Annotated in this window: 18 protein-coding genes; 1 reads left to right on the top strand and 17 read right to left on the bottom strand. The window is 59.6% G+C overall.

From position 1 onward, the window contains the following. Position 1: 1 nt before the first annotated feature. Together fghA and ACYSTU_RS11410 are read right to left on the bottom strand one after the other, a co-directional pair. Complete coding sequence (gene fghA, locus ACYSTU_RS11415; RefSeq protein ID WP_498998491.1) at positions 2-847, bottom strand: S-formylglutathione hydrolase; 846 nt, start codon at positions 845-847, stop codon at positions 2-4. 96 nt (positions 848-943) lie between these two features. Next, a complete protein-coding gene (locus tag ACYSTU_RS11410; protein WP_264364602.1) occupies positions 944-2,056 on the bottom strand; it encodes an S-(hydroxymethyl)glutathione dehydrogenase/class III alcohol dehydrogenase in 1,113 nt (370 codons plus the stop codon). Positions 2,057-2,172: 116 nt separating this feature from the next. Between ACYSTU_RS11410 and ACYSTU_RS11405 the strand changes: the two genes are divergently transcribed. Beyond that, a complete protein-coding gene (locus ACYSTU_RS11405; protein ID WP_073476033.1) occupies positions 2,173-3,069 on the top strand; it encodes a LysR substrate-binding domain-containing protein in 897 nt (298 codons plus the stop codon). Between the two features lie 143 nt (positions 3,070-3,212). Here ACYSTU_RS11405 and ispD read toward each other — a convergent pair whose 3' ends face one another. From ispD to bamA, 15 genes are all read right to left on the bottom strand, one after another. Continuing rightward, on the bottom strand, positions 3,213-3,920 hold the full coding sequence (gene ispD / locus ACYSTU_RS11400) for a 2-C-methyl-D-erythritol 4-phosphate cytidylyltransferase (RefSeq protein WP_498998485.1): 708 nt from the start codon (positions 3,918-3,920) through the stop codon (positions 3,213-3,215). Beyond that, the gene (ftsB, locus tag ACYSTU_RS11395) at positions 3,917-4,195 is read right to left on the bottom strand and encodes a cell division protein FtsB (protein ID WP_016771460.1); all 279 of its coding nucleotides are present in this window, start codon (positions 4,193-4,195) and stop codon (positions 3,917-3,919) included. Before ftsB ends, ispD begins: the two co-directional genes overlap by 4 nt. 169 nt (positions 4,196-4,364) lie before the next feature. After that, the gene (eno, locus tag ACYSTU_RS11390; RefSeq protein WP_498998481.1) at positions 4,365-5,654 is read right to left on the bottom strand and encodes a phosphopyruvate hydratase; all 1,290 of its coding nucleotides are present in this window, start codon (positions 5,652-5,654) and stop codon (positions 4,365-4,367) included. Positions 5,655-5,809: 155 nt separating this feature from the next. Next, a complete protein-coding gene (gene kdsA / locus ACYSTU_RS11385) occupies positions 5,810-6,655 on the bottom strand; it encodes a 3-deoxy-8-phosphooctulonate synthase (protein ID WP_007954807.1) in 846 nt (281 codons plus the stop codon). A gap of 4 nt (positions 6,656-6,659) precedes the next feature. Next, positions 6,660-8,291: a CTP synthase gene (gene pyrG, locus ACYSTU_RS11380; protein WP_016771462.1), complete on the bottom strand. Its 1,632-nt coding sequence runs from the start codon at positions 8,289-8,291 to the stop codon at positions 6,660-6,662. A gap of 274 nt (positions 8,292-8,565) precedes the next feature. Next, positions 8,566-9,894 (bottom strand): tRNA lysidine(34) synthetase TilS, encoded by a 1,329-nt coding sequence (gene tilS / locus ACYSTU_RS11375; RefSeq protein ID WP_498998473.1) that lies wholly within the window; start codon positions 9,892-9,894, stop codon positions 8,566-8,568. 132 nt (positions 9,895-10,026) lie between these two features. Next, positions 10,027-10,974: an acetyl-CoA carboxylase carboxyltransferase subunit alpha gene (locus ACYSTU_RS11370; protein ID WP_016771465.1), complete on the bottom strand. Its 948-nt coding sequence runs from the start codon at positions 10,972-10,974 to the stop codon at positions 10,027-10,029. Between the two features lie 139 nt (positions 10,975-11,113). After that, positions 11,114-14,635 carry a DNA polymerase III subunit alpha gene (gene dnaE, locus ACYSTU_RS11365; RefSeq protein ID WP_136492047.1) on the bottom strand — a complete coding sequence of 1,174 codons (3,522 nt, stop codon included), beginning with the start codon at positions 14,633-14,635 and terminating at the stop codon, positions 11,114-11,116. A gap of 76 nt (positions 14,636-14,711) precedes the next feature. Then, positions 14,712-15,338 (bottom strand): ribonuclease HII, encoded by a 627-nt coding sequence (gene rnhB, locus ACYSTU_RS11360; RefSeq protein WP_016771466.1) that lies wholly within the window; start codon positions 15,336-15,338, stop codon positions 14,712-14,714. Positions 15,339-15,349: 11 nt separating this feature from the next. Continuing rightward, complete coding sequence (gene lpxB, locus ACYSTU_RS11355; RefSeq protein ID WP_498998468.1) at positions 15,350-16,480, bottom strand: lipid-A-disaccharide synthase; 1,131 nt, start codon at positions 16,478-16,480, stop codon at positions 15,350-15,352. 2 nt (positions 16,481-16,482) lie between these two features. Further along, entirely contained in the window at positions 16,483-17,259 is a 777-nt protein-coding gene (lpxA, locus tag ACYSTU_RS11350; RefSeq protein ID WP_016771468.1) for an acyl-ACP--UDP-N-acetylglucosamine O-acyltransferase, read from the bottom strand. After that, complete coding sequence (fabZ, locus tag ACYSTU_RS11345) at positions 17,256-17,696, bottom strand: 3-hydroxyacyl-ACP dehydratase FabZ (RefSeq protein ID WP_016771469.1); 441 nt, start codon at positions 17,694-17,696, stop codon at positions 17,256-17,258. The genes lpxA and fabZ overlap by 4 nt, the downstream gene beginning before the upstream one ends. A 106-nt stretch (positions 17,697-17,802) precedes the next feature. Next, positions 17,803-18,858: a UDP-3-O-(3-hydroxymyristoyl)glucosamine N-acyltransferase gene (gene lpxD, locus ACYSTU_RS11340; protein WP_016771470.1), complete on the bottom strand. Its 1,056-nt coding sequence runs from the start codon at positions 18,856-18,858 to the stop codon at positions 17,803-17,805. A 3-nt stretch (positions 18,859-18,861) separates the two neighbouring features. Next, the gene (locus tag ACYSTU_RS11335; protein ID WP_003222140.1) at positions 18,862-19,365 is read right to left on the bottom strand and encodes an OmpH/Skp family outer membrane protein; all 504 of its coding nucleotides are present in this window, start codon (positions 19,363-19,365) and stop codon (positions 18,862-18,864) included. 45 nt (positions 19,366-19,410) lie between these two features. Beyond that, a complete protein-coding gene (gene bamA / locus ACYSTU_RS11330; RefSeq protein ID WP_024011830.1) occupies positions 19,411-21,786 on the bottom strand; it encodes an outer membrane protein assembly factor BamA in 2,376 nt (791 codons plus the stop codon). Position 21,787: the final 1 nt, after the last annotated feature.

The raw sequence follows: 21,787 nt of genomic DNA, 5'->3' as shown, positions 1-21,787 counted from the left end.
ATTAACCGCGCAGAGCGCGTGCGTGATGCTGCAAGTGGTCGTCAATGAAGCTTGAGATGAAGAAATAGCTGTGGTCGTAGCCCGGTTGCAGGCGCAGCTCCAGCGGATGCCCCGCTTGTTTTGCTGCGTGTTGCAAGGCCTCGGGTTTCAATTGCGTGGCGAGGAAATCGTCACGATCACCTTGATCGACCAGCAACGGCAACTTCTCCGTCGCCTCGGCGATCAGCACACAGGCGTCCCACTCTTTCCACTTCGAACGGTCTTCGCCCAAATAGTTGGAAAAGGCCTTCTGACCCCACGGGCAATCGATCGGATGGGTGATCGGCGAAAAGGCCGAAACCGATTTATACCGCCCAGGATTGCGCAAGGCACAGACCAAAGCACCGTGGCCGCCCATCGAGTGGCCGCTGATGCTGCGCTTGTCGGAAGCGGGGAAATGCGCTTCGACCAGAGCGGGCAATTCCTGCACGACATAGTCATGCATCTGATAGTGCCGCGCCCACGGTTCCTGCGTGGCGTTCAGATAAAACCCGGCGCCGAGACCGAAATCCCAAGCCTTGTCTGCATCGTCCGGAACATCCGGGCCACGTGGGCTGGTATCCGGGGCGACGATAATCAGACCAAGCTCGGCGGCCATGCGCATCGCACTGGCCTTCTGCATGAAATTCTCATCGGTGCAGGTCAGCCCCGACAACCAGTACAGCACTGGCAGCTTGCCGCCCTGCTCCGCTTGCGGCGGCAGGTACACGGCAAAGACCATGTCGCAATCAAGCACTTCGGAGCGATGGCGATAGCGCTTGTGCCAGCCACCGAAACTCTTCTGACAGGAAATGTTTTCCAGATTCAAGGGATTCTCCCTAGCTGTAAGCTGCAAGCCGCAAGCTTCAAGAAAAAGCACGAACGCCTTTACTTGCAGCTTGAAGCTTGCAGCTCGGGGCTGCTGTTAGAAATGAATGACGGTGCGGATGCTCTTGCCTTCGTGCATCAGGTCGAACGCCTTGTTGATATCTTCCAGACCCATGGTGTGGGTGATGAAGGTATCCAGCGGGATCTCGCCGCTCTGGGCCATGTCGACGTAGCTCGGCAATTCAGTACGGCCACGCACGCCGCCGAACGCCGAACCGCGCCAGACGCGACCGGTAACCAATTGGAATGGACGGGTAGCGATTTCCTGGCCGGCACCGGCGACACCGATGATGACCGACTCGCCCCAGCCTTTGTGGCAGCACTCAAGCGCGGCGCGCATCAGTTGCACATTGCCGATGCACTCGAAGGAGAAGTCGACGCCGCCATCGGTCATGTCGACGATTATTTCCTGGATCGGACGATCAAAGTCTTTCGGGTTCACGCAGTCGGTTGCACCGAGTTGTTTGGCGATTTCGAACTTGGCTGGATTGATGTCGATGGCGATGATCCGCGCAGCCTTGGCTTTCACCGCGCCGATCACGGCCGACAAGCCGATACCGCCGAGACCGAAGATTGCCACGGTGTCACCCGGTTTGACCTTGGCGGTGTTGAGCACGGCGCCGATACCGGTGGTTACGCCGCAACCGAGCAGGCAAACCTTCTCCAGCGGCGCGTCTTTGGAGATCTTGGCCACGGAGATTTCCGGGAGCACGGTGTATTCCGAAAACGTCGACGTCCCCATGTAGTGGAAAATCGTTTCGCCCTTGTAGGAAAAGCGCGAAGTGCCGTCCGGCATCAGGCCCTTGCCTTGGGTGGCGCGAATCGCCTGGCAGAGGTTGGTCTTGCCCGACTTGCAGAATTTGCACTGGCCGCATTCCGGGGTGTAGAGCGGGATGACGTGGTCGCCGACGGCAACCGAGGTCACGCCCTCGCCGATCGCTTCAACGATGGCGCCACCTTCGTGGCCGAGGATCGACGGGAAGATGCCTTCCGGGTCTGCGCCGGACAAGGTGTAGGCATCGGTGTGGCACACCCCGGAAGCGACAACGCGCAGCAACACTTCACCAGCCTTCGGCATGGCGACATCGACTTCTACGATTTCCAGCGGCTTCTTGGCCTCGAAGGCAACGGCGGCGCGCGACTTGATCATGCTGACTCTCCAGTGAATCCAATAAATAAAAAAGCAGACAGACAGTGTAGTTCAGCGCGTCCCGAGGAATAATCCGGACGAAAGCAAAACATTATTGCCATACAGGGATAATCCAAGTGTCGGAAAACCGCTGGGAAGGCATCGACGAGTTCGTTGCCGTCGCCGAATGCAACCAATTCACCGCCGCTGCCGAGCGTCTTGGGGTTTCTTCCTCGCACATCAGTCGACAAATCGTACGGCTCGAAGAGCGTTTGCAGACGCGCCTGCTCTACCGCAGCACCCGGCGAGTTACGTTGACCGAAGCCGGGCAGACTTTCCTGCAACATTGCCAGCGCCTGCAGGACGGTCGCGAAGAAGCCTTGCGCGCGGTAGGCGATCTGACCAGCGAACCGAAAGGCATGCTGCGCATGACCTGCGCGGTGGCCTATGGCGAACGCTTTATCGTGCCGCTGGTGACTCGCTTCATGGGGCTGTACCCGCAGCTGCGTATCGATATCGAGCTGAGCAATCGCCAGCTGGATCTGGTGCATGAAGGGCTGGATCTGGCAATTCGTCTGGGTCGGCTACAGGATTCGCGCTTGGTCGCGACACGTCTGGCGCCACGGAGAATGTACCTGTGCGCATCGCCGTCCTACCTGGAACGGTACGGACGCCCACACAGTTTGTCGGAATTGAGTCGACACAATTGCCTGATCGGCAGTTCGGATATCTGGCAACTGGAACAGAACGGGCGGGAATTTTCCCAGCGGGTGCAGGGCAACTGGCGTTGCAACAGTGGGCAGGCGGTGCTGGATGCGGCGCTTCAGGGTGTCGGGTTGTGTCAGTTGCCGGACTATTACGTGCTCGAGCACCTGCACAGCGGCGCGCTGATTTCCTTGCTCGAAGCGCATCAGCCGCCGAATACGGCGGTGTGGGCGCTGTATCCGCAGCAGCGGCATTTGTCGCCGAAGGTGCGCAAGTTGGTGGATTTTCTTAAAGAAGGGTTGGCTGAGCGGGCGGAGTATCGAAGCTGAGTGATGGGTTGTTAGTGCGGCCGCCTTCGCGAGCAAGCTCGCTCCCACAGTGGACGTGCGGTGACTGCAAATCTGGTGTCAGGCGCAAATCAAATGTGGGAGCGAGCTTGCTCGCGAAGGCGGCGCAATGGACGTCACAGCAATCAGCGGCGGTTAGCCCATCGCTGGCGCAACCACTCCAGGTCTTCCGGCCGGGTCACCTTGAGGTTATCCGCCCGCCCTTCGATCAGACGCGGTGCCAGACCGGCCCATTCCATCGCCGAAGCTTCATCGGTGATCACGGCATCCGCAACCAGGCTGTCGGCCAACGCTCGATGCAACGCGCCGAGGCGAAACATCTGCGGCGTATACGCCTGCCAGATCACACTGCGGTCCACCGTTTCAACCACACGACCGTTGTTATCAACGCGTTTGAGCGTGTCGCGAGCGGGCACTGCCAATAGACCGCCAACCGGGTCATCCGCGAGTTCGGCAAGCAACTTGTCGAGATCATCGCGACTCAGATTCGGCCGGGCCGCATCATGCACCAGCACCCAATCGTCATCGTCGGCACCTTGCGCATGCAGATGCAGCAAGGCATTGAGCACCGACGCGGAACGCTCCGCCCCGCCATCAACCCGCTGAATGCGCGGATCGCTGACGCATGCCAGATTCGGCCAGTAAGGATCGTCTACAGCAAGACTGACCACCAGGCCCTTGAGGCTCGGGTGATCGAGGAAACAGCCGAGGCTGTGTTCGAGAATTGTGCACCCGCCCAGTTGCAGATATTGCTTGGGACGGTCCGCGGCCATTCGGGCACCGACGCCCGCGGCAGGAATCACGGCCCAGAAGGCCGGCAGGGAATTGATCATTGGGCCAACTGGTAAAGGGTTTCGCCGTCCTTGACCATGCCCAGTTCGTGGCGAGCCCGCTCTTCGACGGTCTCCATGCCTTTCTTCAGCTCGCTGACTTCAGCGTCCATCACCCGGTTGCGCTCCAGCAGGCCTTCGTTCTCGGCGTGTTGCTCGGCGATCTGCTGTTTCAGCTCGGCGACTTGCGCCAGACTGCCATTGCCCACCCACAGGCGGTACTGCAGACCGGCCAGGAGCAAGAGCAAAACAAGAAACAACCAGTAAGGACTGCGCATCGAATATCAGGTATCCAGTGAAAAAAGACAGCCACGCATAATGTTGCAGCATCTGATAGCACGAAGCCTGGAAAGATCCAGGCTTGTGCTTAAGGCATCAGATTAGTGGCAAATCCATCGCTGTCACGACTTTTCCGACACAATCCGGTGTCCTTTGATCAGGTTGCGCTTAACCGCGGAACTCGGCACGGCCGTTGTACTTGGCCTTGCCGTTCAACTGCTCTTCGATACGCAGCAGTTGGTTGTACTTGGAAACGCGGTCGGAGCGGCACAGCGAACCGGTCTTGATCTGGCCAGCCGAGGTGCCCACAGCCAGGTCGGCAATGGTCGAATCTTCGGTTTCGCCGGAACGGTGCGAGATCACGGCGGTGTAGCCGGCAGCCTTGGCCATCTGGATGGCTTCCAGGGTTTCGGTCAGGGTGCCGATCTGGTTGAACTTGATCAGGATCGAGTTGGCGATCTTTTTATCGATGCCCTCTTTGAGGATCTTGGTGTTGGTCACAAACAGGTCGTCGCCCACCAGCTGGGTCTTCTCGCCGATCTTGTCGGTGAGGATTTTCCAGCCAGCCCAGTCGGATTCGTCCAGACCGTCTTCGATGGAGATGATCGGGTAACGCTCGGTCAGACCTTTGAGGTAGTCGGCGAAACCTTCAGCAGTGAACACCTGGCCTTCGCCGGACAGGTTGTATTTGCCGTCTTCGTAGAACTCGCTCGCGGCGCAGTCCAGCGCCAGGGTCACGTCGGTGCCCAGCCTGTAACCGGCGTTGGCCACGGCTTCGGAGATCACTTTCAGCGCGTCTTCGTTGGAAGCCAGGTTCGGTGCGAAACCGCCTTCGTCGCCAACGGCAGTGCTCAGACCACGAGCCTTCAGCACAGCTTTCAGGTGATGGAAAATCTCGGTGCCCATGCGCAGACCTTCCGAGAAAGACTTGGCGCCAACTGGCTGGACCATGAATTCCTGGATGTCGACGTTGTTATCGGCGTGCTCGCCACCGTTGATGATGTTCATCATTGGTACCGGCATCGAGTACACACCCGGGGTGCCGTTGAGGTTGGCGATGTGTGCGTACAGCGGCAGATCCTGATCCTGCGCAGCTGCCTTGGCCGCAGCCAGGGACACGGCGAGGATGGCGTTGGCGCCCAGGGTCGCTTTGTTTTCGGTACCGTCGAGCTTGATCATCGCCTGATCCAGCGCTTTCTGGTCGCTCGGGTCGGTGCCCAGCAGCAGATCGCGGATCGGACCGTTGATGTTGGCTACCGCCTTGAGCACGCCCTTGCCCAGGTAACGGCTCTTGTCGCCATCACGCAGCTCGAGCGCTTCACGCGAGCCAGTGGATGCACCGGACGGCGCGCAGGCGCTGCCGATGATGCCGTTGTCGAGAAGCACGTCCGCTTCCACGGTGGGATTGCCACGGGAGTCGAGAACTTCACGACCTTTGATGTCGACGATTTTTGCCATTGTTGTAAACACTCCAAAGTTGACGAAAACGACGCAGCTAGAGGAAATCTTTATCGTCGGCAAGCGAAGTACAGCGGGCAGACTTGCAGACGACAACGCTCACGCCCGAGGGCATGAGCGACAAATCGTGCGGTACTTTACCGGAGAATCGAGCGTTACGCGGTTTCTACCGTCGGAAAACTCTTCACCAGTTCGTCCAGAGCTTTGAGCTGGGCCAGGAATGGCTCCAGTTTGTCCAGACGCAAGGCGCAAGGGCCGTCGCATTTGGCGTTGTCCGGATCCGGATGCGCTTCGAGAAACAGACCCGCCAGCGACTGGCTCATGCCGGCCTTGGCCAGATCGGTGACCTGCGCACGGCGACCGCCAGCGGAGTCGGAACGACCGCCAGGCATTTGCAGCGAGTGGGTCACGTCGAAGAACACCGGGTATTCGAACTGCTTCATGATGCCGAAGCCGAGCATGTCGACCACGAGGTTGTTGTAGCCGAAGCTCGAACCACGCTCGCAGAGGATCAACTGATCGTTACCGGCTTCCACGCACTTGTTCAGGATGTGTTTCATTTCCTGAGGCGCGAGGAACTGGGCTTTCTTGATATTGATCACGGCATTGGTCTTTGCCATCGCCACGACCAGATCGGTCTGGCGCGACAGGAAGGCCGGCAACTGAATGATGTCACAGACTTCAGCGACGACCGCAGCCTGGTCCGGCTCGTGGACGTCGGTGATGATCGGCACGCCGAACGCTTGCTTGATGTCCTGGAAGATGCGCATGCCCTCTTCCAGGCCAGGACCGCGATACGAAGTCACAGAAGAACGGTTGGCCTTGTCGAAGCTGGCCTTGAACACGTAAGGGATACCGAGTTTTTCGGTGACCTTTACGTACTCTTCGCAAACCTGCATGGCCATGTCACGGCTTTCCAGCACGTTCATGCCGCCGAACAGCACCATGGGTTTGTCGTTGGCAATCTCGATGTCGCCGACGCGGATGATCTTCTGTGCCATCGGGTTACGCCTTCTTCTGGTGTTGAGCCAACGCGGCTTTGACGAAACCGCTGAACAGCGGATGACCGTCGCGTGGGGTCGAGGTGAACTCAGGGTGGAACTGGCAGGCGACGAACCATGGATGATCCGGCGCTTCAACCACTTCGACCAGCGCAGCATCGGCGGAACGACCGGAGATTTTCAGGCCGGCTTCGATGATCTGCGGCAGCAGGTTGTTATTCACTTCGTAACGGTGACGGTGACGCTCGACGATCACGTCCTTGCCGTAGCAATCATGGACTTTGGAGCCCGGTTCAAGCAGGCAATCCTGGGCGCCGAGGCGCATGGTGCCGCCCAGATCGGACGCTTCGGTACGTACTTCGACAGCACCGGTGGCGTCTTCCCATTCGGTAATCAGACCGACCACCGGATGGCCGCTGGCACGATCGAACTCGGTGGAGTTGGCGTCTTTCCAGCCCAGTACGTTACGGGCGAACTCGATGACCGCCACTTGCATGCCCAGGCAGATGCCGAGGTACGGAACCTTGTTTTCGCGAGCGTACTGAACGGCAGTGATCTTGCCTTCCACGCCACGCAGACCGAAGCCGCCCGGCACCAGAATCGCGTCGACACCTTCGAGCAGCGCAGTGCCCTGGTTCTCGATGTCTTCGGAATCGATGTAGCGCAGGTTGACCTTGGTGCGGTTGCTGATACCGGCATGGCTCATCGCTTCGATCAGCGACTTGTACGCGTCGAGCAGTTCCATGTACTTGCCGACCATGGCGATGGTCACTTCGTGTTCCGGGTTCAGCTTGGCATCGACCACTGCGTCCCACTCGGACAGATCGGCGCTGCCGCACTGCAAGCCGAAACGCTCAACGACGAAATCGTCCAGACCCTGCGAATGCAGGATGCCCGGGATCTTGTAGATGGTATCGGCGTCTTCCAGCGCGATTACCGCACGCTCTTCAACGTTGGTGAACTGGGCGATCTTGCGACGCGAGGACACATCGATCGGGTGATCGGAACGGCACACCAGCACGTCTGGCTGCAGACCGATCGAACGCAGTTCCTTGACGGAGTGCTGGGTCGGTTTGGTCTTGGTTTCGCCAGCGGTGGCGATGTACGGCACCAGCGTCAGATGCATCAGCATCGCGCGCTTGGCGCCGACTTCGAATCGCAGCTGGCGGATGGCTTCGAGGAACGGTTGCGACTCGATGTCACCGACGGTGCCACCGATCTCGACCATCGCTACGTCAGCGTCACCGGCACCCTTGATGATGCGGCGCTTGATTTCGTCGGTGATGTGCGGGATCACCTGGATGGTTGCACCCAGGTAGTCGCCACGGCGCTCTTTGCGCAGCACGTGCTCGTAGACACGGCCGGTGGTGAAGTTGTTGTTCTGGGTCATGGTCGTGCGGATGAACCGCTCGTAGTGCCCCAGATCCAGGTCGGTCTCGGCGCCGTCATGGGTGACGAACACTTCACCGTGCTGGAACGGACTCATGGTGCCTGGATCGACGTTGATGTACGGATCCAGCTTCAGCATGGTGACCTTAAGCCCCCGCGCCTCCAGGATAGCCGCCAATGAAGCCGAGGCAATGCCTTTCCCCAATGAAGAAACAACACCGCCCGTGACGAATATGTAGCGCGTCATGAAAAACCCTAGAAGTCTGCGTTAAAGCGGAACGAGCCGCCGGGGAAAGCGAAGGAAGGCCGAAGCCCCCGATCACCTGCATTAATCACAGTGCACCTTTCGAAAAAACCGCCGCGTTGTGACAGACCGGCAGATGAAACACCGGTACGTTGCTCGCTACACATTTTTTGGAATCGCCCAGCAAAGACTGCTTGGTAATCGGCAACTCCTGCAATTCAGGCGAATCCACAGAAGTTGTATCAAGAAGGGAGCGTAGTCTACCGGAATGCTCCTTTCAGCTCAAACCTTGATCTTCGTCTGTTGGCTGCCAGTGCAATGTCCAGCCTTCGTCCATCTGACCAGCAAGACCCGGCAGGTTCGCCACGGCGAGCAATTCTTCGCCACGAAACAGCAGCGGCAATCTGCCACGCACGAAGGCCGGCACCGCGCGCTCGTTGAGCAGACGCTTGAGATCCCGGCTACCGCGCTCGGCCAGTTGCATGACCTCACCGCCCTGCCGATAGGCAATACGCAAAGGCCCGGATGGAGCATGCCCGTGGAGCATGACGCGTCCGTTATCCGGCAAGCGTAGCGCTGAAGTCGGGGTCTGCCAGTCGGCGCCGATCACTGGCGTGCGCAACCAATTGCCGCTCAGCCACCAGATGCGCCCGGCGCTGCGGTGCAGCTCGCCGTCGGCCAGACGCCAGATCGGAGAAGCGTCGGCGCCGGCATTGCACAGCGTTGTCCAACCCGACCAATGGTCAGCATCCGGCAGCCGGGTCAACGGTTCGAGCCAGTGGCTGAGGGCATTTCGCTGGCGCGCGTCAGATAACGCCGTCAATGGTGTCAGCTCCAGCGATGGCACACCCAGCCAAGCGAATTCATGGGGCGTTTCGGCTTGTGCGAGATCAATCTGCGCCAGCTCATCGAGCAAGCCCTGCGCCTCACGCAGATGCGCAGCTGTTCGCGCCATGCTGGCCTGCGCTTGCGGCCAGCGCTCGGCCAGCAGCGGCATGACTTGATGGCGCAGGTAATTGCGCGAAAACTGGTGATCCTGATTCGACGGGTCTTCGATCCAGCGCAACTGATGCGCCTGTGCATAACCTTCCAGCTCAGCGCGGCTGACATCCAGCAACGGTCGAACCAGCGCGCCCTGCCCCACTGGACGCTGCCGCGGCATCGCGCCGAGCCCGCGGACACCGGCACCGCGCAACAGCCGAAACAGCAGCGTTTCCGCTTGGTCATCGCGGTGCTGGCCAGTCAACAGCACGTCATTGGTCTGCGTCAGCGAACTGAACACCGCGTAACGCGCGTCCCGCGCCGCCCGCTCCAGGCTCGCCCCGCCCTTCACGGTGACCCGCTCCACTTGCAACGGCACGCCCAGCGCATCGCAAACGTCTTGGCAATGTTGCGGCCACGCATCGGCCGCAGCCTGAAGGCCGTGGTGGATGTGGATGGCGCTTAACGCAGGGAGGGATTGGCTTTTCGCGAGAGTGGCGAGAAGGTGCAGGAGGACGGTGGAATCGAGGCCGCCGGAGAAGGCGATGCGCCAGTGAGCGACGTGGCGCCAGGGCTCAAGGTTCAGCAGAAGACGGGATGGCAAATCAATCATGGACTGACCCATAGCTCTCTCTTTGCCCCAAACAAATGTGGGAGCGAGCCTGCTCGCGAAGGCGGTTTAACATTCAACACATTCGTCGAGTGCTATACCGCTTTCGCGAGCAGGCTCGCTCCCACATGGGTATCGCGCTTCGACTTAGAGACCGTAGCTCATCAGGCGATCGTAACGGCGCTTGAGCAGCGCTTCGTTATCGAACTGCTTGAGCATCGCCAGTTGCGAGCTCAGTTCGGCGCGGATCGAAGCGGCGGCAGCAGCCGGGTCACGATGGGCGCCGCCCAGTGGCTCGCTGATCACTTTGTCGACGATACCCAGGCCTTTCAGACGCTCAGCGGTGATGCCCATTGCTTCAGCGGCATCCGGTGCTTTCTCGGCGGTCTTCCACAGGATCGACGCGCAACCTTCCGGCGAGATCACCGCGTAGGTCGAATATTGCAGCATGTTCAGTTGGTCGCAGACGCCGATGGCCAGTGCGCCGCCGGAACCACCCTCACCAATTACGGTGGCGATGATCGGGGTCTTCAACCGCGCCATCACACGCAGGTTCCAGGCAATCGCTTCGCTCTGGTTGCGCTCTTCAGCGTCGATTCCAGGGTAGGCACCCGGGGTGTCGATGAACGTCAGGATCGGCATCTTGAAGCGCTCGGCCATCTCCATCAGACGGCAGGCCTTGCGATAGCCTTCAGGACGCGGCATGCCGAAGTTGCGGCGGACTTTCTCGCGCACTTCACGGCCTTTCTGATGACCGATGATCATCACCGGCTGGTCTTCCAGACGGGCGATACCGCCAACAATGGCTGCGTCGTCGGAGAAGTGACGGTCGCCGTGCAGTTCGTCGAACTCGGTGAAGATGTGCTCGATGTAATCGAGGGTGTAAGGGCGTTTCGGGTGACGCGCCAGGCGTGCGATCTGCCAGCTGGTCAGCTTGCCGAAGATGTCTTCGGTCAGCGTCTTGCTCTTGTCCTGCAGGCGGGAGATCTCATCGCCGATATTCAGCGAATTGTCATTACCGACCAAGCGCAACTCTTCGATCTTGGCTTGCAGGTCGGCGATCGGCTGTTCGAAATCTAGAAAATTCGGGTTCATAGGCGTCCGTCTTGGGTCGTGTCCCAAGTGAGCTTGGGCCGGCCGGTTGTCTATTCGCGCCCTACCTTAAGGGAGAGGCGCGCTGAGGTCGAGATTAAAAATTCAGGTTGCGGGCAAGCGCAATGATGGCACTTGCCGGTCAACGGTATTGGAGGAAGACGTTGTCTCGCCCGAACTGGTCACGCAGGGCTTGAATCAAGGTATCCGCCGGGTCGATCCGCCAGGTCTCGCCGAACTGCAGCAAGGTCTTCGCATCCGGGCTGGTGTACTCCATGGTCACCGGGCACGCGCCGCGATGACGCTTGAGCAGTTCGCCCAACCAGCGTAGCTGATCGCCTTTGAGATCCTGGGTGTGCAGCTTCAAGCGCAGGCTTTCGGCCAGATTGGTCCGCGCATCCTCCATGCTCATCACCCGCTTGACCCGCAGGCGCAGGCCGCCGGAGAAGTCGTCATTGCTGACCTCGCCTTCAACCACCACCATCGCGTCGGTCTGCAACAGTGATTGCGCCGAATGGAACGCATCGGCAAACAGCGACGCTTCGATCCGCCCGGAGCGGTCGTCGAGGGTGATGAAGCCCATCTTGTCGCCCTTCTTGTTCTTCATCACCCGCAGGGCAATGATCATCCCCGCTACGGTTTGCGTGTCACGCGCCGGCTTCAGGTCGATGATGCGCTGGCGGGCGAAACGGCGGATCTCGCCTTCGTATTCGTCGATCGGGTGACCGGTCAGGTACAGGCCCAGGGTGTCTTTTTCACCCTTGAGGCGTTCCTTGAGGGTCAGTTCCTTGGCTTTGCGATGAGACGCGTAAACGTCGGCGTCTTCTTCGACGAACAAGCCGCCAAACAGGTCGGCGTGGCCACTGTCGTGGGTTCGCGCGGTCTGCTCGGCCGCCTTGATCGCCTCTTCCATCGCCGCCAGCAGTACCGCGCGGTTACGGTCGATGTTGGCTTGATAGGCCTTTTGTTCGTCGTGGAAGTACGGGCCGAGGCGATCCAGCGCGCCGCTGCGAATCAAGCCATCAAGAGTTCGTTTGTTGATGCGCTTGAGGTCGACCCGCGCGCAGAAATCGAACAGATCCTTGAACGGACCGGCCTGACGCGCTTCGGTGATCGCTTCAACCGGACCTTCACCGACGCCTTTGATCGCGCCGAGGCCGTAAACGATGCGGCCGTCGTCGTTCACCGTGAACTTGAACTCCGAAGTGTTCACGTCCGGCGCGTCGAGGCGCAGCTTCATCGTCCGCACTTCTTCGATCAAGGTCACGACCTTGTCGGTGTTGTGCATATCCGCCGAGAGTACCGCAGCCATGAACGGCGCCGGGTAGTGAGCTTTCAGCCAAGCGGTCTGGTAGGACACCAGGCCGTAAGCGGCGGAGTGGGATTTGTTGAAGCCGTAACCGGCGAACTTTTCCACCAGGTCGAAAATGTTACCGGCAAGATCCGCGTCGATCCCGTTGGTCGCGCAACCCTCAATGAAACCGCCGCGCTGCTTGGCCATTTCTTCAGGCTTTTTCTTACCCATCGCTCGACGCAGCATGTCCGCACCGCCGAGGGTGTAACCGGCCATGACCTGAGCAATCTGCATCACCTGTTCCTGATACAGGATGATGCCGTAAGTCGGCGCCAATACCGGCTTGAGCCCGTCGTACTGGTAGTCCGAGTGCGGATACGCCAGTTCGGCGCGACCGTGCTTACGGTTGATGAAGTCGTCCACCATGCCCGATTGCAGCGGGCCCGGACGGAACAGTGCCACCAGTGCGATCAAGTCTTCCAGGCAGTCAGGCTTGAGCTTTTTGATCAGCTCTTTCATGCCCCGGGATTCAAGCTGGAACACCGCCGTGGTTTCGGCTTTTTGCAGCAACTGGTAGGTCGGCTTGTCGTCGAGCGGGATAAAGGCGATATCCAGCGGCGGCTCGTTGACCTTGGCGCGGTCGCGGTTGATGGTTTTCAGCGCCCAGTCGATGATCGTCAGGGTACGCAGGCCGAGGAAGTCGAACTTCACCAGACCGGCGGCCTCAACGTCGTCCTTGTCGAACTGGGTTACCAGACCGTCACCGGCCTCGTCGCAATAGATCGGCGAGAAGTCAGTCAATTTGGTCGGTGCGATCACCACACCACCGGCGTGCTTACCGACGTTACGCACCACGCCCTCGAGTTTGCGCGCCATCTCCCAGATTTCCGCCGCTTCTTCATCGACCTTGATGAAGTCGCGCAGGATCTCTTCCTGCTCGTAGGCTTTTTCCAGGGTCATGCCGACTTCGAACGGAATCATCTTCGACAGACGATCCGCCAGGCCATAGGACTTGCCCTGCACCCGCGCCACGTCACGGACCACAGCCTTGGCGGCCATGGAACCGAAGGTGATGATCTGGCTCACCGCGTTGCGGCCGTATTTCTCGGCCACGTAATCGATCACCCGGTCACGGCCGTCCATGCAGAAGTCGACGTCGAAGTCGGGCATGGAAACCCGTTCCGGGTTGAGGAAACGTTCGAACAGCAGGTCATATTCCAGCGGGTCGAGGTCGGTGATCTTCTGTACGTAAGCCACCAGCGAACCGGCACCCGACCCACGGCCCGGACCTACCGGGACGCCGTTGTTCTTGGCCCACTGGATAAAGTCCATCACGATCAGGAAGTAACCGGGGAAGCCCATCTGGATGATGATATCCAGCTCGAAATTCAAGCGGTCGACGTAGACCTGACGCTTGGCTTCGTAGTCTTCGGTGGTGTCTTTGGGCAGTAGCACCGCCAGGCGTTCTTCGAGACCTTCGAAGGAGACCTTGCGGAAATATTCGTCGATGGTCATGCCATCGGGGATCGGGAAGTTGGGCAGGAAGTGTGTGCCCAGCTTCACATCGATGTTGCAGCGCTTGGCGATCTCGACGGTGTTTTCGATGGCGTCGGGAATATCGCTGAACAGCTCGAGCATTTCCTCGGCGCTTTTCAGGTATTGCTGATCACTGTAATTCTTCGAACGACGCGGGTCATCGAGGGCGCGGCCTTCACCGATGCATACACGGGTTTCGTGGGCGGCGAAGTCTTCCTGCTTGATGAAGCGCACATCGTTGGTCGCCACCAGCGGCGCGCCAAGCTTGTCGGCCAGCGCCACGGCGCCGTGCAGTTGCTCTTCATCGTTGGGGCGGTTGGTGCGCTGGATTTCCAGATAGAAACGATCCGGGAACACCGCCATCCACTCGCGTGCCAGCGCTTCGGCTTCCGCCGGGTTGCCGCCGATCATGGCCATGCCGATCTCGCCTTCTTTGGCGGCGGACAGCATGATCAGGCCTTCGCTGGCCTCAGCCACCCACTCGCGCTCGACGATGACCATGCCGTTGCGCTGGCCTTCGATGAAGCCACGCGAGATCAGCTCGGTGAGATTGCGATAACCCTGAGCGTTCATCACCAGCAGGCTGAGACGGCTCAGCGGCGCATCCGGGTCCTTGTTCGCCAGCCACAGGTCGGCGCCGCAGATCGGCTTGATGCCAGCGCCCATGGCGTTTTTATAGAACTTGACCAGGGAACACATGTTGTTCTGGTCGGTGACCGCGACCGCCGGCATGTTCATGGCGGTCAGCGCCTTGACCAGCGGCTTGATCCGCACCAGCCCGTCGACCAGGGAGTATTCAGTGTGCAGGCGTAGATGAACGAATGAAGCCGGCATAGTGATCCTGTCCAGTTACATAGAGACAACGAGGCCCGGATTGTACCGGGCCTTGGTTAAAACATCAGCCTTGGGCCTAAACCTGCGTCAGGCTTTCCCGCGCCTCGTAAGCCAGGCGTACCGGGGCGAACGAGCGGCGGTGAATCGGCGTCGGGCCGAGCCGCGCCAGTGCTTCCAGATGAACGGGCGTCGGGTAGCCTTTATGGCCGCCGATGCCGTAGCCCGGGTAGATCAATTCGAACGCCGCCATTTCGCGATCACGACTGACCTTGGCCAGAATCGACGCCGCCGCGATCGCCGGCACCTTGCCGTCGCCCTGAATCACCGCCTCGGCACGCATCGGCAAATGCGGGCAGCGGTTACCGTCGATCATCGCCAGCTTCGGCTGAATATGCAGACCGGCAACCGCGCGCTGCATGGCCAGCATGGTGGCGTGGAGAATATTCAGATCGTCGATTTCTTCAACTTCGGCACGGGCGATGCACCAGCTCAGCGCCTTTTCACAGATCTCGTCATAGAGCTTTTCGCGCTTGGCTTCGGTGAGCTTTTTCGAATCGTCGAGGCCGAGGATAGGCCGGTTCGGATCGAGAATCACTGCTGCCGTTACCACCGCACCGCACAACGGACCACGACCGACTTCATCAACACCGGCGACCAGTTCTTCGACTTCGGCTACCAGAGTGAAATCCAGGCCCATTTGCATGCTTGTCTTGCTCATTGTGGTTTGCCGATCAGGTCAAGGACGGCTTGCGCCGCCTGATTGGAAGCATCGCGCCGCAGCGTGCGGTGGATCTCGTCGAAGCCGCGGGTCTGTTCCTCGCCGCCATCGATCAAGGGCGACAACGTCTGCGCCAACGCCTCGACAGTCGCATCATCCTGCAACAACTCCGGCACCAGCAAGCGCTGGGCGAGCAAGTTGGGCAGCGACACGTACGGGCTCTTGACCATGCGCTTGAGAATCCAGAACGTCAGCGGCGCCAACCGATACGCCACCACCATCGGCCGCTTGTACAGCAGCGCTTCAAGGGTAGCAGTGCCGGAGGCGATCAACACCGCGTTGCACGCGGCCAGGGCCAGATGGGATTTACCGTCGAGCAATGTCACCGGCAAATCCCGGCCAGCCAGCAAGGCCTCGAGTTGCACCCGGCGGTCCGGGTTTGCACAAGGCATGACAAAGCGCACGCCCGGACGCATGGCGCGCAGACGTTCGGCGGTGTCGAGGAACAGCGCGCCGAGGCGACTGACTTCACCGCCACGGCTGCCCGGCATCAACGCCACCAATGGTCCGTCAGGCAAACCCAGCTCGACACGCGCGGCAGCTCGGTCAGCCTCGAGCGGAATGGTATCGGCCAAGGTGTGACCGACGAAACGCACCGGCACGCCTTTCTCTTCGTAGAATTTCGCTTCGAACGGCAACAGGGTCAGCATCAGATCGCAGCCTTCGCGGATCTTCAGCACCCGTTTCTGCCGCCACGCCCACACCGACGGGCTGACGTAATGCACGGTCTTGATCCCGGCCTGACGCAGCTTGAGTTCGATATTGAGGTTGAAATCCGGCGCATCGATGCCGATGAACACGTCCGGCTTGGCGGCGATCAGTGTGGCAATCAGCTCTTTGCGGCGCTTGAGCAATTCACGCAGCCGACCGAGGACCTCAACCAGCCCCATGACCGACAAGCGCTCCATGGGAAAGTACGAGGTCAGGCCTTCGGCCTGCATCAGCGGACCGCCGACACCGATGAATTCGACTGTCGGGTGCTGAGCCTTGAGCGCACGCATGAGGCCGGCGCCGAGAATGTCACCGGAAGCCTCACCCGCCACCAGCGCAATACGCAGATTGGCCATGATCAGCGGGTGATGCCGCGAGTCGATGCCTGGATCGAATCACGGAACACGGCGACTTCGGGGAACTGCGCAGACGGTTCTGCCAGCTCGGCCAGCGCCTGTTCGACCGTCAGGCCCTGCCGATAGACCGTCTTGTAGGCACGGCGCAGCGCATGAATCGCGTCTTCGCTGAAACCGCGACGGCGCATGCCTTCGAAGTTCATGCTGCGCGCTTCGGCCGGGTTGCCGAACACGGTGACGAACGCCGGAACGTCCTTGCCGATCGCCGTGCCCATGCCGGAAAAGCTGTGGGCGCCGATGTGGCAGTACTGATGCACCAGGGTGAAACCGGAGAGGATCGCCCAGTCGTCAACGTGTACATGCCCGGCCAACGCAGTGTTGTTGACCAGAATGCAGTGGTTGCCGATGACGCTGTCATGGCCGATGTGGGCATAGGCCATGATCAGGTTGTGATCACCCAGGGTGGTTTCCGAACGGTCCTGCACGGTGCCACGGTGAATGGTCACGCCTTCACGAATGACGTTGTGGTCGCCGATCACCAGGCGGGTTTCCTCGCCTTTGTACTTCAGATCCGGGGTGTCTTCGCCTACCGAAGAAAACTGGTAGATGCGATTGTGCTTGCCAATGCGGGTCGGCCCCTTGAGGATCACGTGCGGCCCGATCACGGTACCCTCGCCGATTTCCACACCTGCGCCGATGATCGACCACGGGCCGACCTCGACGCCGTCAGCCAGAACGGCGGACGGATCGATGATTGCGCGAGGGTCAATCAAACTCATACTTTCTGTTCCGCGCAGATGATTTCTGCCGAGCAGACCGGCTTGCCGTCCACCGAAGCCTGGCATTCGAACTTCCAGATCTTGCGCTTGCAGCTGATGAAGGTCGCTTCAAGGATCAACTGATCGCCCGGCTTGACTGGCTGACGGAAGCGCAGCTTGTCGGAACCGACGAAGTAATACAGGGTGCCGTCGGCCGGTTTGACGTCGAGCATCTTGAAACCGAGGATCCCGGCAGCCTGAGCCATCGCTTCGATGATCAGCACGCCCGGCATGATTGGATGCGCAGGGAAGTGACCATTGAAGAACGGTTCATTGATGCTGACATTCTTGTAGGCGCGAATTCGCTTGCCTTCAGTATCCAGTTCCACCACCCGGTCCACCAGCAGGAACGGGTAACGGTGAGGCAGGTATTCGCGAATCTCGTTGATGTCCATCATTTCAGGGGAAAGCCTATGTAAAGATTGGGAGCGCGACTGACGCGCACTCCTCTAGCAAATCAAGGAGGCAGTCCAGAGGCTGTGCACACTTGATATGGAAATGGTATCAGCCATCAGATGAAGCATTACCGTCAGGGGTCACTTCCCCAACGCGCTTTTCCAGCTGTTTCAACCGTCGCGCGATGTCATCGAGCTGACGGATGCGGGCCGCGCTTTTGCGCCATTCGGCCGCCGGTTGCATGGCTGTGCCGGAAGAATAGGCGCCCGGCTCGGTAATCGAGTGAGTCACCATGGTCATCCCGGTCAGGAAAACGTTGTCGCAAATGTCAATGTGGCCGACCAGACCAACACCGCCGGCGAGCATGCAGTGCTTGCCGATCTTGGTGCTGCCGGAAATGCCAACGCACGCAGCCATGGCGGTGTGATCACCGACCTGGACGTTGTGCGCGATCTGAATCTGGTTGTCGAGCTTCACACCGTTGCCGATCACAGTATCGGCCAGAGCGCCGCGGTCGATGGCGGTGTTCACGCCGATCTCGACATCGTCGCCGATGGTCACGCCACCGATCTGGGCGATTTTTTGCCAGACACCTTTTTCGTTGGCGAAGCCGAAGCCCTCACCGCCGATCACTGCGCCGGACTGAATAACCACACGCTTGCCGATGCGCACATCGTGATACAGCGTAACGCGCGGAGCGAGCCAGCCGCCTTCACCGATTTCGCTGCGCGCGCCGACTACGCAATGCGCGCCCAGCGTTACCTGTGCAGCGATGCGTGCACCGGCTTCGATCACCACGAACGGACCGATGCTGGCACTTGGGTCAACCACCGCGTCCGCCGCGATCACCGCTGTCGGATGAATCCCGCCAGCCGCTTTTGGCTTTGGATCGAACAGATGCGAAATACGTGCATAGGCCAGGTAAGGATCAGGCACCACCAGGGCATTACCGGCAAAACCCTCAGCGTCGGCTTCCTTGAGCAGCAGTGCAGCTGCTTGAGAACCGGCCAGGTATTTGCGGTATTGGGGATTTGCCAGAAAGCTCAACTGAGCTGGGCCAGCCTCTTGCAAAGTGGCTAGCCCAGTAATTTGCCTCTCGGGGTCGCCACGCAGGGTGGCGCCGAGGTGCTCGGCCAACTGGCCGAGCCTGATAGTCACGGTCATGGGTTACTTCAGCTGATTCATGCGCTCGATAACCTGGCGCGTGATGTCGTACTGAGGTTTGACATCAATGACTGCGCCACGCTCGAACACCAGGTCAAAACCACCCTTCTTGATGACTTCTTCCACAGCGCTGTCCAGTTTCGGCTTCAGCTGCTTGAGCATTTCACGGTCGGCAACGGCTTTGGCTTCGTTCAGCTCTTTGGACTGGAACTGGAAGTCGCGGGCCTTTTGCTTGAATTCCAGCTCCAGACGCTCACGCTCGCCCTGCTGCATTTTGTCGCCACCGGCCATCAGACGGTCCTGAATGCCTTTGGCGCTGCTTTCCAGGGTTTTGAGCTTGGTCAGTTGCGGACCGAACTTCTTCTCGGCATCCACGGCGTACTTCTTCGCCGCGTCGGATTCCAGCAGTGCCATCTGATAGTTCAGCACGGCAATTTTCATGTCGGCGAACGCCGGGCCTGCCACCAGTACGGAGGCCAGGAGAACCAATTGAGTCAACTTACGCACGATGCACTCCTACAAAATCCATTGTCGTTATCTTGGGTCAGACGCTTAGAACGTCTGGCCGAGGGAGAATTGGAACACTTGAGTTTCAGCGTCATCCGGTTTCTTGATCGGCATCGCCAGGGCGAAGCTCAACGGACCCAGTGCGGTGACCCAGGTCACGCCGACACCGACGGAACTGGCCATGTTGCTCAGGCTGATGTCGTTGCACTTGGTGTTGGACGAGGAACCGTTCGCGTTCGTAGTGTCCTTGCACTGCGAGTCAAACACGTTACCGACATCCCAGAAAACCGAAGTCCGCAGGGAACGCTGATCCTTGACGAATGGCAGCGGGAACAGAACTTCTACACCGCCCTGGATCAGGACGTTACCACCGAACGGCAGCGGATCCTGGTCCGGATCAAGCGACGTGCCCGGGTTGGTGCCACGGCTCGGCGTACTGCGCGGACCGAGGGTGCTGTCCTTGAAGCCACGAACCGAGTTGAAACCACCGGCATAGTAGTTTTCATAGAACGGCAGACCATCGGTCGAACCGTAACCGTCGCCATAACCGAGTTCGGAGTGCAGGCGCAGTGTGTAGTTTTCGGTGATCGGCTGGAACAGCTGACCACGGTAGTCAAGTTTGAAGAACGACAGGTCGCTGCCCGGAATGGTGGTTTCCAGGGTCAGGCTCTGGGAACGACCACGGGTCGGCAACACGCCTTTGTTCAGGGTCGACTCGGACCAACCGGCCGAGGCCTTGAAGTTCAGGTAGTTGTCGCCTTCCTTGTCGACGAAATCGAAAATCTCGTCAACGGTGTAGCGACCGGTGTTGATCTTGTCCTGCTGGGCAGACAGACCAAACGTCAGACGCGAGGTCTCACTGATCGGGTAGCCAACGTTGACGCCAGCGCCCAGGCTGTCGACGGCGTAGCTCGAGATATCGGCATCGAGCTCATCGTAGTCAGTGGTGCGATAGAACGCGTTGTAACCCAGGCTCACGCCATCAGCGGTCCAGTACGGGTCCACATAGCCAAAGTTGTAGCGGCTCTGGTATTCGCTGCGGGTCAGACCGATGCTGACGCGGTTACCGGTACCGAGGAAGTTGTTCTGGGTGATCGAGCCACCGAGGATCAGACCGGCGCTCTGGGCGAAACCGACGCTGGCGGTGATCGAACCGGAAGCCTGTTCTTCAACGGCGTAGTTCACATCAACCTGGTCGTCGACACCTGGCACGGCCGGGGTTTCAACGTTGACTTCCTTGAAGAAGCCCAGACGCTCCAGACGGGTCTTGGACTGGTCGATCAGGTAGGTCGAAGCCCAGCCGCCTTCCATCTGACGCATTTCACGACGCAGCACCTCGTCTTCGGACTTGGTGTTGCCACGGAAGTTGATGCGGTTGACGTAGGCACGCTTGCCCGGATCGACAGCGAAGAGGATGTCCACAGTGTGGTCGTCGTCATGGGGCTGAGGCACGCCGTTGACGTTGGCGAAGGTGTAACCCTCGTTACCCAGACGACGGGTGATCAGCTCGGAGGTGGTGGTCATCAGCTTGCGCGAGAACACCTGGCCCTTCTGCACCAGCAACAGCGATTTGATCTGCTCTTCAGGGACTTTCAGGTCGCCACTGAGCTTGACGTCACGAACGGTGTACTTCTCGCCTTCGGTGACGTTGACGGTGATGTAGACGTGCTTCTTGTCCGGGGTAATCGATACCTGGGTCGAAGCGATGTCCATGTTGATGTAGCCGCGGTCCAGATAGTAGGAACGCAGACGCTCCAGGTCACCGGAGAGTTTTTCACGGGCATATTTGTCATCGTTCTTGAAGAACGACAGCCAGTTGGTGGTTTTCAGTTCGAACAGGTCAGTCAGGTCTTCCTCAGGGAAAACCGTATTGCCTACCACGTTGATGTGCTGGATGGCGGCAACGGTACCTTCGTTGATCTTCACCTTCAGACCCACGCGGTTACGCGGCTGCGAAACCACTTCGGTGTCGACGGTAGCGGAGTAACGACCCTGGGCAACGTACTGACGCTGCAGTTCGTTACGCACACCCTCGAGGGTGGCGCGCTGGAAGATTTCGCCTTCGGCCAGACCGGATTGCTTGAGGCCCTTCATCAGGTCTTCAGTGGAAATCGCCTTGTTGCCTTCGATTTCAATACTGGCGACCGAAGGACGCTCGACGACGGTGATGACCAGAACGTTGCCTTCGCGGCCCAGCTGGATATCTTGAAAGAAACCGGTTTTGAACAACGCACGAGTGGATTCCACCAGGCGACGATCATCCGCCTGCTCGCCGACGTTCAACGGCAAGGCACCAAAGACGCTACCCGCGGAGACCCGCTGGAGGCCATTGACGCGAATATCAGAGATAGTGAAGGACTCGGCGTGAACTTCGGCGATCATCAATACGGTGAGAACCGCAGTTAGCAGCAGACGTTTCATG

It is taken from the genome of Pseudomonas glycinis, from assembly GCF_054871425.1.
The sequence above is the reverse complement of the archived record's forward strand: the minus strand, read 5'-3'. Positions and strand labels throughout refer to the sequence as shown.